Genomic DNA, 13901 nt, shown 5'->3' with positions numbered 1-13901 from the left:
CACCACTGCGCTCACGCCGCAGAGACGGTGCGCCACTGGCCTCCTTCGGCCGCGTCGGGGCGTCCGAACGTCCACCAGCGTGCTCGAGTGGCGGCGGAAAAGGAGTTGCTCGGGCCGCCGCATCGTTGCGACGGCACGGTCACCGGGTCCCAGCGCCTGCTCGAGCAGTTCGCGGCCGAGGCCGCCGGACACGCCGTTGACGAACCAAGTACCGTTTGCCGGCGCCACGTCGGCGGCAAGCGTTACGACGACGGCCAGCTTGGCGTGTTCGAGATGATGGACCAGGAATGCCTCGACATTCTCCTCAGCGCCGAGCGAGGTTACACCGTGGAGAATCCGCACCTGCCCGAGGGGACCATGAGCCTGGAGATGCGCGCGCGCTCGGGCCCTACATGCGCCTGACCTACAAGAAGCGCCACTCCACGGCCGCCGGTGCTCGTCGCATGCCGGCGGCTGTGAAGGGGGAGTCTGCCCGCCGGCGCGGCAGTGCTCTGGGTGCCAGGTCTGGTGCCCGCAGGTTGTCGCCACGGCGGACCGGGCGGCCCGTTCCACGATGGCGTCGGTCAGCGACCCCGCCATCGCCAGCCGCGGATATGCTGCGTGGATCTTCCTCTCCCAGGTCGCGACGATCTTCGTGTACGACCGAGGTCGATAGCGACGCCCTCACGAGTCTGGTAGGCGAGCAGCCCGCGCCTTTCGGCGATCCCAGGAGAGGTGTGCAGCGCGATCGCCTCCCACACCCGGTCCACGTCTCCCGTGTCGACACTGTGCTCGGTCAGCAGCGCGGCAACGAGATCCGCGCCCTCCACCTCCAACTGCGTATCGCCGCGCGCGAGGTCACCGACCCCTAGATCGTGCATGACGGTCGTTGCAAAGAGCAGATCACGGTCATAGGAGGCGTCGGCTGGATCGCGTCGCCACCCGCATCAGCGATGGGCAGGCCGTCTTGTTGGTCACCAACAGCGGCCCCTTCGTCCCACCGGCGGAGGTGGACCGGCTCGTCGAGCCCTTCCACCGGCTCGGCGCTGACCGGACCAGCCACACCGAGGGACACGGCCTCGGCCTGTCCATCCTCCAGGCCATCGCCACCACCCACCACGCCGCCGTGAGCGCGTTCCAGGCCAGCCGGCGGGCTGGAGATTGAGGTCGTCTTCCCGCTCATCTCCGGTGACTGTGCTGCGCCTACCGGGAGAGTGCCCCAGCGCACGAGTTCCCAGTGGCCGAGGCGATCAGGTACGCGACAGCGACCCGCCGGGGATGAGCCCCAGTCCTGGGTGGCAATTGTGAAGTAGCCCTCCAGGTGCCAGATGCGCAGTCGGCCGCCCGGAGGTCGACCTCGGTGCCGGTGCCGGTGCCCTCGACGCCGAGCAGCTCGCCGGTGTGATTCGCGCGGTTGACCGCCCGCACCGCCATCTTGTCCCCGTTCACGACGACGTCCTCGATCTCGATGGTCAAGTCGCTGAAGACACCGCGAAGTGAACGATGCTCGCCTTCCACCCCTCCGGGACGCCCCCAGTGCGCAGGGGCGAGACCGCCTCCCGGTCGGGCAACGGCTGGCGGGCAGGGAGTCGGTCACGCTCGATGACATCGAGGACGAGCCGATCCCTCGTTTCCCGATCCGGATTCGAAAAATATCAACGCCTAATCGCGGTTTAGTCCAGGGTAGAAAGCCCCTGCAACTATCGGCGTCCAAGTCTGGGAGTCGGGTACTACAAGGAGGGAGAAGCGAACATGATCTCTGGGGAATTTCCGTATCAGAAGCAGCGGCGCCAGGTCCTTGGCCGGGAGATGGCGTACGTGGAGGTGGGAGAGGGCGACCCCATCGTGCTGCTGCACGGCAATCCCACCTCGTCCTACCTGTGGCGCAACGTGTTGCCGCACTTGCAGCCACGAGGTCGCTGCATCGCACCTGACCTGATCGGCATGGGTGATTCCGACAAGCTGCCGGACAGTGGCCCTGGCTCGTATCGTTTCGTCGAGCACCGCCGCTACCTCGACGCCCTGCTGGAGGCCCTGGGTGTGCACGAGCGGGTCACCCTCGTCGTCCATGACTGGGGCTCGGCCCTCGGCTTCGACTGGGCCAATCGCCACCGCGAGGCCGTGAAGGGTATCGCCTACATGGAGGCGATTGTGCGGCCGCAGGCCTGGGACCACTGGGACAAGATGGGTAAGCGTTCACTCTTGCAGGCACTGCGTTCCGAAGCCGGCGAGGAGATGATCCTGCGAGACAACCTGTTCATCGAGCAGGTGTTGCCGGAGGCCGCTCTGCGCACCCTCTCTGACGAGGAGATGGCGGAGTACCGACGGCCGTTCGCCGAGCCGGGCGAGGGACGACGGCCGACGCTGACGTGGCCCCGGGAGATCCCCATCGAGGGCGAGCCCGCCGACGTGACCGCGATCGCGACCGCCTACGCGGACTGGCTGGCGACGAGCGATGTGCCCAAGCTGTTCGTGAAGGTTGAGCCAGGTGCGATCCTCGCCAGCGACTGGTTGCTCGACTTCGTCCGCGGGTGGCCAGCGCAGGCCGAGGTGACGGTCGCAGGAGTCCATTTCGTCCAGGAAGACTCGCCGGACGAAATCGGGGAGGCCATCGCCAGCTGGATGGGGACGTTGGGCTGACGGAGGCCATGCGGGGGCCACGATGGCGTGACGCCGTACAGCTCGCTCGGCGATCAGGATGGCTTGTCCGTTCTCGTAAGTCGGCTGTGCTGCGGTCTGGCAGCGACGACACTCGTGTCTGGTTACATCAGCCGAGGGTCATCGTGCCGCAGCCATCTCCATGTCGACTCCGAGCTCAGGAAATGTTCCGGCATTGCGCTCGCCAGGGCGAGCTACAGGAGCAGTTGCGGATCGCAGGACAGGGCAACCCGGCGAGACGAACAGGTCGCCACGCGCTGACCGTAGAAACCTCTCACCAGTCCCTTCGCACACCACCCACGCGCCAGCTCCACAGGACCCGGACACGGGACCCCATGCCGGCCGATCCGATGCCGAGCACCTCGAGATGTCGGTGGGCGCCGGCTAACGTAGGAGGCGCCAAGTCAATTGCGTCTTGACCAGCCGCCAGGCGCGGGCTCGGGCGTTTCGACCAGGGGCAGGGAGGCCCGGAGAGCAGGTATCGCAGGGGCTGTTGGACCGTCTGGCGATCGCTCGGGCGACCTAGAGCAGTGGCGGTTGGTGCGGGCCAGCGACGGTGTGGCGAGCAACTCCGGCCGGGAGAGTGTCAAGCCTGGTGACCTGCTGAAGGTCCGCGGGCACTGGCGCAGCGTGGTAGGGCCAACGCCAAGACGGTGTCGCTGGAGACCGACTTTCCCTGGACGGACAAGGCGCCCTGGCATGCGGTGCAGGACCGCCGCACCGCGGCCGCGGGGGAGGCGAGGGCGAGTGGCCCACGATGTGGCCAGCTCCATGTCGTGACTGGTCGCCCGCATCCCGAACGCCGTACGGGGGACGAGCGAGGCCGACACTCGCTTCATCTGGCTGGCAGTGACTATCCCGTGATTGCCGAGCGGATCTTGCGCTTCCTGCGGGCGTGATGTTCCGGCCCTCCACAGTGTGTCGGCTGGTGTGATGCTGGCACAGTGACCGTATGCGCGTCGCGATGCTAGGACCGCTGCAGGTGAGGGCCGACGACTGTCTGGTCGAGCTCGGCGGTGCCCGGCTGCGCGCGTTGACGATCCGGTTGGCGCTGGACGCCGGGCGCCCGGTGCCGCCGGAGGCCCTGGTGCGGGCCCTGTGGCCGGAGCGCTCGCCGGCGAATCCGAGTGCGGCGCTGTATTCGGCGGTTTCCCGGTTGAGGCAGGCGCTGCCCGACGGCACCGCTCTGCGCTTCGAGGGCGGCGCATATCTGCTGGAGGTTCGGCCCGACGACGTGGACGTCCATCGGTTCGAGCGGTTGGCGTCGCAGGGGCGACGCGCACTGCGTGCTGGCGAGGCTGGTCTCGCCGGACGACGGTTGCGGGAAGCGCTGGCGTTGTGGCGCGGGCCGGCGCTGGCGGAGGTGTCGGAGGTGCCGTACGCCGCCGCGGTCGTGGTCCGGTTGGAGGAGCTACGGCTCGCCGCCGTGGAGGACCGGGTGGAGGCCGACCTGCTGCTCGGTGCCGCCAGCCCGGACATGGCGGCCGAGCTAGCGGAACTCACGGCCGCGCATCCATTGCGGGAGCGCCTGCTGAGCCTGCACGTCAGAGTGCTCCACGCGCTTGGCCGAGTGGCCGAGGCGCTGTCCACCTATGCGGACTTCCGCCGCCGACTGGTCGACGAACTCGGTGCCGATCCTGGACCGGAGCTGCGGGAGGCGCATCTCGCCGTCCTGCGTGCGACGTCCACCCCGAAGGCGCGCCCACTCAGCCCTCGCGGCAACCTACGGTTGCCGCTGACCAGCTTCGTCGGCCGGGAGCAGGAACGAGAAGACATCCGCGTCCGGTTGGCGCAGGCGCGGCTCGTCACGCTCGTGGGGCCCGGTGGCGTCGGGAAGACCAGGCTCGCGACGACCGTGGCGGCGGAGGTGACCGACGCGGCATGGCTGGTGGACCTCGCGGTAGTGGCGGATCCGAGCGACGTACCCCACGCGGTCGCCACCACCCTCGGCCTGCGCGAACTCCTCAGGCACGACCACAAGCGCGATCCTGTGACCCGGCTCGTCGAGGCGATCGGCGCCACCGACACACTCGTCGTACTCGACAACTGTGAGCATCTCCTCGATGCTGCCGCACGGTTGGTCGAGGATCTCCTCGGTCGGTGCTCGCGGCTGACCGTGATCGCCACGAGTCGTGAGCCGCTCGGCCTGGCGGGCGAGGCACTCTGCGTGGTGCCGTCCCTCCCGCTACGATCTGCCCGGCCGGCGGAGGCGGGAGTGCCTGCCTGGGAGGAGAGTCCCGCGATGCGGCTCTTCGTCGATCGAGCCGCCGCGGCGTCCGCCGGCTTCGCCCTTACCGCGGACAACGCCGAGCAGGTCGCGGAGCTGTGCCGAAGATTGGACGGGCTCCCGCTCGCGATCGAGTTGGCTGCCGTCCGGCTGCGGGCGGTACCCCTCGAGCAGCTGACGACGCGCCTTTCCGACCGCTTCCGGTTCCTGACCGGCGGCAGCCGGACAGCTCTGCCGCGCCACCAAACGCTGCGCGCGGTGGTGGCGTGGAGCTTTGACCTGCTGGACGTTGTACTGCGTGGGTATGCCTGCTGGCTGGCGGTGTTTCCGGCGGCGTTCAGCCAGGAGGCGGCCGCCGGGCTCGGTGTTCCGCCGGAGGCACTGGACACTCTGGTCGAGAAGTCCCTCCTCCAGCTGGTCGACGGGCGCTACCGAATGCTGGAGACCATCCGGGAATACGCCATGGGTCACCTCGCCGCGACCGGAGAGGTGGAGCGCGCCCAGGCTGCTCACGCGGCCTACTTCCTGGAACTCGCCGAGGAGATGGCTCCGCGATTGCGGGGCTCCGGGCAGCTTCGGTGGCTACGCGCACTGACGGCCGAACGCGACAACTTACTGGCCGCCCTCCATCACGTCGCCGCTGTCGGTGACGCGGCCACGGCCGCGCGGCTCGGTGCGGCGCTGAGCCTGTTCTGGACGATCGACGACGGACACGCCGAGGCCGCGAGCCGGCTGCGCACTGCCCTGGACGTCCCCGGTCACGCACCCGCGGATGCCAGGTTGGCCGCCACGGCGGCGTACCTGTTCAACGCCGTACTCGCCGGCCATCCAGACTCCACCAGAACCCTGACCCGCCGGCTGCGGGAGGAACGTCCGGAGCGCTCGGGGTCGGCCGTGCTCGACGCGCTCTTCGGGTTGGTCGATGACCAGGTGAGTGCCGGACTGACGGCGATCGACCGCTCCCCTCCGCCGGCGGATCCGTGGCTGCGGGCGATGCTGGCGTTCGTGCGCTCGATGTTGCACGGCAGTGCCGGCGAGGCGGCGTTGATGCGCCGGTATCTCGCCGAGGCAGTGGCCGGCTTCCGGGAGGTCGGCGAGAGGTGCGGACTCGTCACCTGCCTGACCTACCTCGGGGTGCTCCAGAACATCGTCGGTGAGTTCGAGGAGGCGGTGGCCGGGTTGACGGAGGCGGCCGCACTCGCGCGGGAGCTCGGGTCGAGCGACCATCTCCAACGGGTCTGGCTGGCGCGGGTCCGGATGTCCGCCGGCGACTTTGACACCGCCCGGGCAGAACTCCTGGCACTGTTGGAGGAGAGTTCCTTCCGACTCCACGGGGCGTTGGCGCGACTGGCGCTCGCGGATGTGGCGCGACACTGTGGCGACCTGGGCGAGGCTGGCCGGCAGTTGGACCTGGCCGCACGGGAGCGGGGCCACGACGCGTTCGAGGACGCGCTGTTTCGGGCCAGCGTGGGGCAGTTGGCCTTGGCCAGGGGTGAGTTGGACGCGGCCGAGGAGCATCTCGCGGTGGCGTTCACGCAGGCCGTCGAGCTGCCGGACCTGCCGCTGGCGGCCGCGGTCGCCGTGGGCGCGGCTGACCTGCGGTGGGAACGAACCGACGGGCTCGGTGCGGCCCGGACCCTGGGCGCCGCGCACACCCTGCGGGGAGATCCCGACGCGTTCCACCCGGATGTCGTACGCCTGCGCCGCCAGCTCACGGGTGAGCTCGGCGCGGACGCCTACGACGAGGCGTACGAACGCGGCCGGTCCCTCGGCCGCGACCAGGCACTCGCCGTGGTCGGGGCGCCGCTGCGGTGCTGGCCGCTGACCAGACCGCCCACCAGGTGAGTGCCTGACCAGCACCCTTCCCCGCGCACGCGCACTGCAGGGTGCGACCCGACGGACCGGTGCCGCGTCCTGACAGGCATCTGTGTGCCGTCTGACAGGAGCGGCGGGAAGTCTCGCCGTCACCGCTCGCGACGTCGGGGCGCGAGCGACCTCGGCGGGTGGGTGCGGGCGTATCCGCAGCACACACGGAGGTCATGACCATGATGTTCGTCGAACTGTTCGTTCCGAAGGAGAGGTTCAGCGCGGAAGAGCTGAGCGGGCTCGCCGCCCGGTTGACGCTCGGTGGGCTGCTGGAGCAGTACACCGCGCTGGAATCTGATGCCGGCACAGACTCGAAAGTAGACGTGGGCGCAGATCCGTCCGCGGAGGCGCCCGCACCGGCAAGCACGCCCCCGGCAGTGCTCGCGTTGCTGGAGTCCATCACGCACGTTGTCGTCCACGAGGTCGCGACCTGGGTCGTGGGCGGGCGACCGCTCGACCGGAACGGACCTACCCGGTACTTCGTGCGGGCCTATGTCCCCGGCCGGTGGCGGAAGGAGCTGACCGGCTTCCTCGTCACCAGCATCACCCGCGCGCTCTCGCAGGCCGAGGGGGACTCCGAGCGGCTCACTCGCGAGCCGCACGCCGAGGTCCATGTGCTGGGCGTGCCCGAGGGTGGATACGGCGCCTTCGGGCGGTCGATCGGTGAGTCCGATCTGCTGGACATGATCCACGAGGCGGTGGGTGAGACCGTGAAACCCGCACCCGCGGGATCTGCCCTGGACCCGGTCTGCGGCATGACCGTACCGATCAACGACCAGGCAGTGAGCCTGGAGCTCGACGGTCAGACCTTCTACTTCTGCTGCGGCGCCTGCCGTCGGCACTTTGCCGACCAACAGGATGCCGCCAGGCTCCCTGGGTGATCTGCCGGATCCGCCACACCGCCTGGGACGCGAGATCCGCCACGGGAACCGGCCGACCACGTGCTTCGCGGGCTCGCCGTCCCACTCCGTTGCCAGCACGGTTTTCGGGCTCTCGGCAAGTCGTGGAAGCACGGCCTGGGCTGCGGCGGCGCCGGGGAAGACGACGGTCTGCTCCTCGAGTGCGGCGGGTCTTCGACGTGATCGCCCAGCCCTACCTCGGTCGCCGTACCCGTGCGGTCGCCGAAAAGATCACACTCCTGCACACCAGCGCCGACCGGTGCTCGCCGATCACCTCGCCAGCAGCTTGAGCTGCCGGGAGGGGCTGCGTTGGACATGATGGCAGCCACTGGCAGCGCTCCGGCCTCGAGCCGGGCCGCGCTTGCGCAAATCGCCAACTCATGACAGTCGAGGCCTCGATCAGTTTTCGGGTCAGACCACCTCGACGGCATCCCCCGATCATCCTCACTGTCAGTTCTCACGTGCCGTCGATACCGGTTCCCCGCAGACCGGCGGGTAACCCTCGGCCCGCGACTCGATAGGCGCGCTGGCAGCGGGCGCCCACCGGGAGCATCGCAGAAGCGCCGTGACGGTCGCACTCAGGCGCAGACATCAATCTCACCCGGGGCCGTAATAGCCCGGCCGGGTCTATTCGTAGTCTGCCTGCCATAGCTCTGGGCCGAATACCTCGTATTGGATGTCCCGGGGCAGGATGCCGTCCTCGATCAAGGCCTTGCGTACTTCGTGCATGAAGGGGATCGGGCCGCACAGGTGGTACGTCGCGTTGTCGGGCAGGCTGACCTGGGCGATGTCCATCTCGCCGGGGAAGACGCCGTTCACCGGCAGCCGGCTGTTGCTGCCCCGCTCGTACCACAGGTAGGTGCAGGCGTCGGGTAGCGCGGCTATGTCGGCGAGGATCTGGCCGCGGAGGGCGAAGGAGTCCTCGTCGTGGTCGGCGTGCAGCAGCATGATCGGCAGACGCGACCCGGCTTTGGCCAGATGCGACAGCATCCCGGCCATCGGGGTGATCCCGATCCCCGCGCTGGCGAATACCATCGGGCGCCCGGCGGCATCATCGAGCACCACAGCGCCAAACGGGACAGACACGGTCAACACGTCGCCGACGTTGACCTGGGTGTACAGCAACGTCGAGACCTGTCCCTCAGGCTTCCCGGCGCCATGCACCCTCTTGACCGTGAACTGTCGGTACTCGCCGTTATCGGCCCGGCTCAGGCTATATTGGCGCGGCTGCCGCGTGCCGTCCGGCAATGGCATCTGCACGGTGACGTACTGGCCGGGAAGGGAGGGCTTGACGAGCCGGTCGTCAACGCGCTTGACGACGAAGGTCACCACATCGTCGGTCTCCCGGATCTTCTGTTCGACCTCCCATTGCCGCCACACCGTCTGCGGCCTCACCGCGCGCGCACTGTACAGCCCGGCTTCGACATGGATCAGCGTGTAGGCCATCAGCCAGTACACCTCGTCCCACGCGGCTGCGATCTCCGGGGTCAACGATTCTCCGAGCACGTCAGCGATCGCCCGCATCAGGTTGTCGTGGACGACCTGGTACTGGTCCGGCGCGATGCCCAGCGAAGCGTGCTTATGCGCGACGCGGGCCAGAAGGTTCTCAGGCAGTCGGTCAGGCGTGTTCACCAAGGCGCCGGCGAAAGCAATTACCGATCCGGCGAGCGCCTGCTGTTGGGTGCCCTGTGCCTGGTTGCCGCGGTTGAAGATGCCATCCAGAAATTCTGGGTGGGTAGAAAACAGGTGTGCGTATAGGCGCCTGCTGATTTCCTGGATGTGCGCACCGACCAGCGGCAGCGTCGCCTTGATAATGGGCCGGGACTTATCTGACAACATGGCGGCCTCCTCCGACGTGCTGCAACTGTGGCTCACTTGTTTCCCGCCGGGCCGCCCATGGTCTGGCCTACAGCCTCGCTTGTGGCCACCTGTACGACCGGGCTCGCTATGACTCGGGCGCCGAGAGTGAGAAGCCTGCTGCAAGAAAGTGTAATAGGCTTCGTTAGGTTCTGCGGTGAGGTCCAGGTGTTGGAGCCCGGCGCCCGCCGGTTGGCACCCCCGTACCCGTGGACGTCCTTCCCGTCTCTACGCTGCTGGCCGCAGCCGCGCTGTCACTCGAACGGCGTTCAACGGAAGGGGGGCCGGGCCTTGCGTCGCCCGGCCCGCGTAGTGCAGCCAGCCGGTGTCGGAGGCGTACCGGCCCAGCAGCAGTGCGGCCGGCCGGTGGGGGCTGCCGGCTACCCCGCCGACCACTGTGTCCGTGGTCGGCCCTGATTTGTACTTCAGCCAGACCCGCCCCTGACACGTACGGGCTGCTCACTTCGCCGGTTGGATCACTAGGCTCTCGACTCCAGCCGCGACCATCAAGTCGAACCACTCCTCCGCGACGGACGGGTCCGGCGTGTGCATCGCCAGTGTCAGAGGTGATCGGGCGGGTACGCGACGGAACGGCCGCCGTAGTACGCCACGACGCTCCCGCAGCGATGCCCGCCGCAGGTCGCCGTCCTGGGCGGTCTCCACTACGTCGAAAAGACCAGGGGGCCGGGGTCCGTGGCCGCGAGTTCGGCGGCGTGGCGGCGTGGCGGCATCATTGGGGGGGTTTCACGGCGGCGTAGCGGATACCGACCGTCAGCGAAATCAGGCTGCACCTGCTGGAGCAGTACGGCCTCTGACGCTCGCGTGCCACCGGGCCTGGCTGTCAGGCGATCGGCTGAGGCTGGTGTGATGCATCAGCTCATCGGACGCTGGCGCTCAACCCGGCGGCCGTGCGGTGTTTGTCGTGCGCTCGGATCGGGTAACGAGGGTCATGTCGATAGTGTTTGGATCTGTGTACGACCTGTGGTGGGTTGTGGTCAAGGCCCTGCTGCTCTATCTCACCGCAGTGGTCTGTTTCCGTATAAGTGAACGTCGTACTCTGGCCGAGATGTCGGCGTTCGACTTCGTTGCAGCCGTTGCCGCCGGAGCCATCATCGGTCGGGTGCCCAACGCCCATGATGCGGGTTACCTGGCCGGCGCGGCGACCCTGGTCACGGTCCTGCTCGCCCACCGGCTCACCGCTCGGCTTCGCCTTCGGCCGCTGTTCGCCAAGCTGATCGACCACCCACCGCGACTGCTGGTCGCCGACGGCAAGGTGCTGGACGAGGAGCTTCGCGGCTGCGGCCTGACCCGCCAGGACCTGTACGGCCTGTTGCGCGAGAAGGGCGTCGACGAGCTTGCCTCGGTGAGGTTCGTGGTGTTCGAACAACGAGGCAAAGTGTCGGTCGTGCGGCGCAGCGCCACCACCGACACCGAACTCCTGCGTGATCTGGCATGAATGACGGAGTGCGCCCGTTACCTTTCTCGTTGGTCGGCGATGGGCCCCGGCCTCGACCGCGGTGGCATGTCCCCTCCCGCCCGGCGGCGCCACGATCCACGACAGCAGGACGGTCCACTACATGCCAGCCAACAGGTCCGATGACTACCGGCGGGCCTACATCATCGGGGGCAGCGCAGCGCGTACGCCGGCGGCGAATCCGGCGGTGTACCCGTGGCGGGAAGGGCAGCAGACGACACCACGAGCCCAGCGTGCACGGCACTCGAAGGAGTGATGGCGGGACCGCGTGAGTGGGTGCGACCTGAAGGGCCTGCGCTGAGGCAGTTGCGATGCGAGAACCACCGAGGTTGAGGAGCGGGAATGATGACGACGCCAAACTCATCGGTGCGGGGACTGTCCCGACGGCGGTTGCTGGAACTCGTTGGTCTCGGGGCCGCGGGAGCAGCGACCGCGGCTGCCTGCGCCGCCCAAGACCGTGACGCCGGTGGCAGTCAGGGACCGCGACCGAGTCGACCAACAGCCCAGCTGGCGCGTTACTGACCCACGCTCCTAGATGCTCAGCCGTTGTCGAAGCACCCTTCGAATTCCCACAGCGGGTTGAGGAACGGGGTGCCGTCGAAGGAGTCCAGCATCTGCTGCCCGTTGATCGCGGGTGGGCTGTCGCCGTCGGCGCTGTAGCAGCCGGTGGTCTGGATGTGCAGGTTGTAGACCGCGGTGGCCGAGGTGCCGGGGCCCGCGACCTGCCAGACGATGGTGCAGATCCAGTCGTTCCCTGGTCCTTCGTCGGGCTGCGCGGCTCCACCCTTGTCACACGTCGCCTTGGACGGGATCTTGTCGCCGCTGACCTTGGGGTAACCCTGTTGGTACCGCTGGAGCGAGTACAGGTTGGCGAAGGTTGGCCCGATGGCAGCCTCGACCCGGGCCCGGGTGACACCGGCCGCACCGCAGCTGGACGCGGTGACGAGGAGGACGGTCGTGAGCGCGGCGAGGAGTATGCGAGGAGTCCGTGCCCGTGTGCACAGGGTCATGGTCCGCGACATCTCAGTTTCCCTTCATGTCGCGGAGACGCAGTAGCACGTACGCGACGCTCAGACAGATGACCACGTAGACAGCGCTGACCAGGAGGCTCCGCTCGAGCGGGCCGTAGAACGGGTCGGTGGTCAGCAGGCCGTGCCAGGAGTTGAACGCAGGGGCCAGCAGCAGGTTTCGCACGAGGTCGGGTCCGGTGGCCAGCGAGTAGAGCTGCATCAGCAGGCCCAGCGCGACGGGTGCCGCGATGCCGGCCGGCGCGTTTCGGGTCGCCACGGACATCAGCAGCCCGATGGCGGTGAAGCCCAGGACCGGTGGGAGGACGCTCGCCCAGCTGGCGAGGACGAGCCGCACCCACTGGTCTGGTTCGACCAGGATGCCCGACAGGTTGACGAGTGGCTGGTGTCCGACCACCAGGATGCCGGCCAGGAGGCTGCACACGCCGAGTACCACGACCGCGGCGATCGAGTACGTCATGGCGGCGAGTGCCTTGCCGGCGAAGATCTGCCCCCGGGTTCTGGACCGGGTGAGGATCGAATTCCAGGTTCCGAAGTGGTCCTCGGCGGCGAACATGTCGCCCGCGACGATGCAGGCGAGAGCTGGAAACGCCCACTGGGCGGCGAACCCGAGAAGGACCAGGGGCACTGCGAATCCCGACGTGTGCACCCAACGGCCGTACAACGTGTCGTCCGGCGTGGCGCCCTGCATGGCGAGCGCGGTCACGAACGCGAACGGCGCGAGGACGCACAGGGCGAGGGCGAGCCGGGTGCGCAGCTGGCTGGTGAGCTTGAGGAGCTCGGTGCCGTACACGACCCACGCGCCGCCGGGGCCGCCGATCTCGCTGGTCGGTGTTTCCTGGGCCTCGATCGGGGTGTCTGTGACGCTCACGCGACCGCCTCTGCGAGGTCTGCTTCGACCTGGTCTGCCGGGATGGCGTCCTGGTCCTCGGTCAGTTGGAAGAACAGGTTCTCCAGCGAGGTCTGTCGCACCGCGTAGCCGCGGATCGCTATGTCGGACTTGCCAAGGGCGATGGCGTAGGCGTCCATGTCGGCTGGTCGGGCGTGGACGAGCAGGGCGCGGTCGGGGCCGCGGTCGACCAACACCTGCGGGCGGGACGCGGCCAGGGCGACGGCCTGATCGTTGTCGCTGGTGTGTAGCAGGTAGGACGGTGCGGGTGCCTGGGCGCGCATCTCGTCCATGGTTCCGTGGAAGACGATCCTTCCAGCCCGCATGACGGTGACCTCCCCGCACAATTGCTCGACCTCGGTCATGTTGTGGCTGCTGAGCAGAACGGTGCGGCCGCTGTCGGTGAGGTTCTTGATCAGGGCACGGATGTCGCGCACGCCGGCGGGGTCGAGGCCGTTGGTCGGCTCGTCCAGTACCAGCAGTTTCGGGTCCCGCAGCAACGAGGCGGCAATGCCGAGGCGCTGCCGCATGCCGAGGGAGTAGCCGCGTACCTTGTCCGTGTGCCGCTCGGCCAGGCCGGCGATCTCGAATGCTTCGTCGATCCGGGTGTGGGCGGAGCCGCCGTCGAGCGCGGCGAGTAACTCCAGGTTGCGGCGGGCCGAGAGGTAGGGGTAGAAGCGGGGTCCGTCGACGAACCCGGCGACGCCGCCGAGATTCCGCGCCCCGAGGTGGCTTTGGGTCCGGCCGAGCAGGGTGATCGACCCGGCGTCTGGGCGGACGAGTCCGAAGAGCATCGCCAGCAGGGTCGTCTTGCCGGCACCGTTTGGGCCGAGCAGGCCGTGCACCGTTCCTTCCTTCACCTGAAGGTCGACGGCGTCGACGGCCACGACCTCCCCGAACCTCTTCGCCAGGCCTTGTGTTTCAACTGCGAGCACGATGTTCACCTGTCGTTGACGAGATCTTCACTTCACCTCTGGGCGGAGCATCAGGACTGCACGGGTCTGCCCGGGTCTGCGCGGGGTGC

At 68.4% G+C, this 13901-nt stretch carries 13 protein-coding genes and 1 pseudogene; 9 read left to right on the top strand and 5 right to left on the bottom strand.

Features of this window, described 5'->3' with window-relative positions:
- The first annotated feature begins 87 nt into the window (after nucleotides 1-87).
- From HEB94_RS04540 to HEB94_RS04535, 3 genes are all read left to right on the top strand, one after another.
- Nucleotides 88-402: a hypothetical protein gene (locus HEB94_RS04540; RefSeq protein ID WP_192748760.1), complete on the top strand. Its 315-nt coding sequence runs from the start codon at nucleotides 88-90 to the stop codon at nucleotides 400-402.
- 314 nt (nucleotides 403-716) lie between these two features.
- The gene (locus HEB94_RS52235; protein WP_273374889.1) at nucleotides 717-851 is read left to right on the top strand and encodes a hypothetical protein; all 135 of its coding nucleotides are present in this window, start codon (nucleotides 717-719) and stop codon (nucleotides 849-851) included.
- A 17-nt stretch (nucleotides 852-868) separates the two neighbouring features.
- Nucleotides 869-1144 carry an ATP-binding protein gene (locus HEB94_RS04535; RefSeq protein ID WP_273374887.1) on the top strand — a complete coding sequence of 92 codons (276 nt, stop codon included), beginning with the start codon at nucleotides 869-871 and terminating at the stop codon, nucleotides 1142-1144.
- A gap of 38 nt (nucleotides 1145-1182) precedes the next feature.
- Here the strand turns inward: HEB94_RS04535 and HEB94_RS48985 are convergent, their stop codons facing one another.
- A complete protein-coding gene (locus tag HEB94_RS48985; protein WP_337917467.1) occupies nucleotides 1183-1497 on the bottom strand; it encodes an ester cyclase in 315 nt (104 codons plus the stop codon).
- A gap of 234 nt (nucleotides 1498-1731) precedes the next feature.
- On the opposite strand from HEB94_RS48985, the gene HEB94_RS04525 reads away from it, so the two are divergent.
- The 4 genes from HEB94_RS04525 (at nucleotide 1732) to HEB94_RS52230 (ending at nucleotide 7919) form a co-directional block, all read left to right on the top strand.
- Entirely contained in the window at nucleotides 1732-2619 is an 888-nt protein-coding gene (locus HEB94_RS04525) for a haloalkane dehalogenase (protein WP_192748758.1), read from the top strand.
- Nucleotides 2620-3589: 970 nt separating this feature from the next.
- Complete coding sequence (locus HEB94_RS04520) at nucleotides 3590-6709, top strand: ATP-binding protein (RefSeq protein ID WP_192748757.1); 3120 nt, start codon at nucleotides 3590-3592, stop codon at nucleotides 6707-6709.
- Between the two features lie 194 nt (nucleotides 6710-6903).
- Complete coding sequence (locus tag HEB94_RS04515) at nucleotides 6904-7611, top strand: YHS domain-containing protein (protein WP_192748756.1); 708 nt, start codon at nucleotides 6904-6906, stop codon at nucleotides 7609-7611.
- 179 nt (nucleotides 7612-7790) lie between these two features.
- Nucleotides 7791-7919, top strand: coding sequence for a hypothetical protein (locus tag HEB94_RS52230; protein WP_273374884.1), 129 nt, complete (start codon nucleotides 7791-7793; stop codon nucleotides 7917-7919).
- 337 nt (nucleotides 7920-8256) lie between these two features.
- Here the strand turns inward: HEB94_RS52230 and HEB94_RS04510 are convergent, their stop codons facing one another.
- Complete coding sequence (locus HEB94_RS04510) at nucleotides 8257-9468, bottom strand: globin domain-containing protein (protein WP_192748755.1); 1212 nt, start codon at nucleotides 9466-9468, stop codon at nucleotides 8257-8259.
- A gap of 967 nt (nucleotides 9469-10435) precedes the next feature.
- On the opposite strand from HEB94_RS04510, the gene HEB94_RS04505 reads away from it, so the two are divergent.
- Both HEB94_RS04505 and HEB94_RS04500 read left to right on the top strand, forming a co-directional pair.
- A complete protein-coding gene (locus HEB94_RS04505) occupies nucleotides 10436-10942 on the top strand; it encodes a DUF421 domain-containing protein (RefSeq protein WP_192748754.1) in 507 nt (168 codons plus the stop codon).
- Nucleotides 10943-11000: 58 nt separating this feature from the next.
- Nucleotides 11001-11216, top strand: a pseudogene (locus HEB94_RS04500) (phytanoyl-CoA dioxygenase family protein); the annotation flags it as partial.
- 283 nt (nucleotides 11217-11499) lie between these two features.
- Here HEB94_RS04500 and HEB94_RS04495 read toward each other — a convergent pair.
- From HEB94_RS04495 to HEB94_RS04485, 3 genes are read right to left on the bottom strand one after another with little or no spacing between them, the layout of a single operon-like run.
- A complete protein-coding gene (locus tag HEB94_RS04495; protein ID WP_192748752.1) occupies nucleotides 11500-11982 on the bottom strand; it encodes a hypothetical protein in 483 nt (160 codons plus the stop codon).
- 1 nt (nucleotide 11983) lies between these two features.
- Nucleotides 11984-12859, bottom strand: a complete 876-nt coding sequence (locus tag HEB94_RS04490; protein ID WP_202896118.1) for an ABC transporter permease — start codon at nucleotides 12857-12859, stop codon at nucleotides 11984-11986.
- A complete protein-coding gene (locus HEB94_RS04485) occupies nucleotides 12856-13812 on the bottom strand; it encodes an ATP-binding cassette domain-containing protein (protein WP_202896117.1) in 957 nt (318 codons plus the stop codon). Before HEB94_RS04485 ends, HEB94_RS04490 begins: the two co-directional genes overlap by 4 nt.
- Between the last annotated feature and the right edge of the window lie 89 nt (nucleotides 13813-13901).

This window comes from Actinopolymorpha pittospori, assembly GCF_014873875.1.
GTDB classification, from domain to species: Bacteria; Actinomycetota; Actinomycetes; order Propionibacteriales; family Actinopolymorphaceae; genus Actinopolymorpha; species Actinopolymorpha pittospori.
This window is presented reverse-complemented; position numbering and strand designations above follow the sequence as displayed.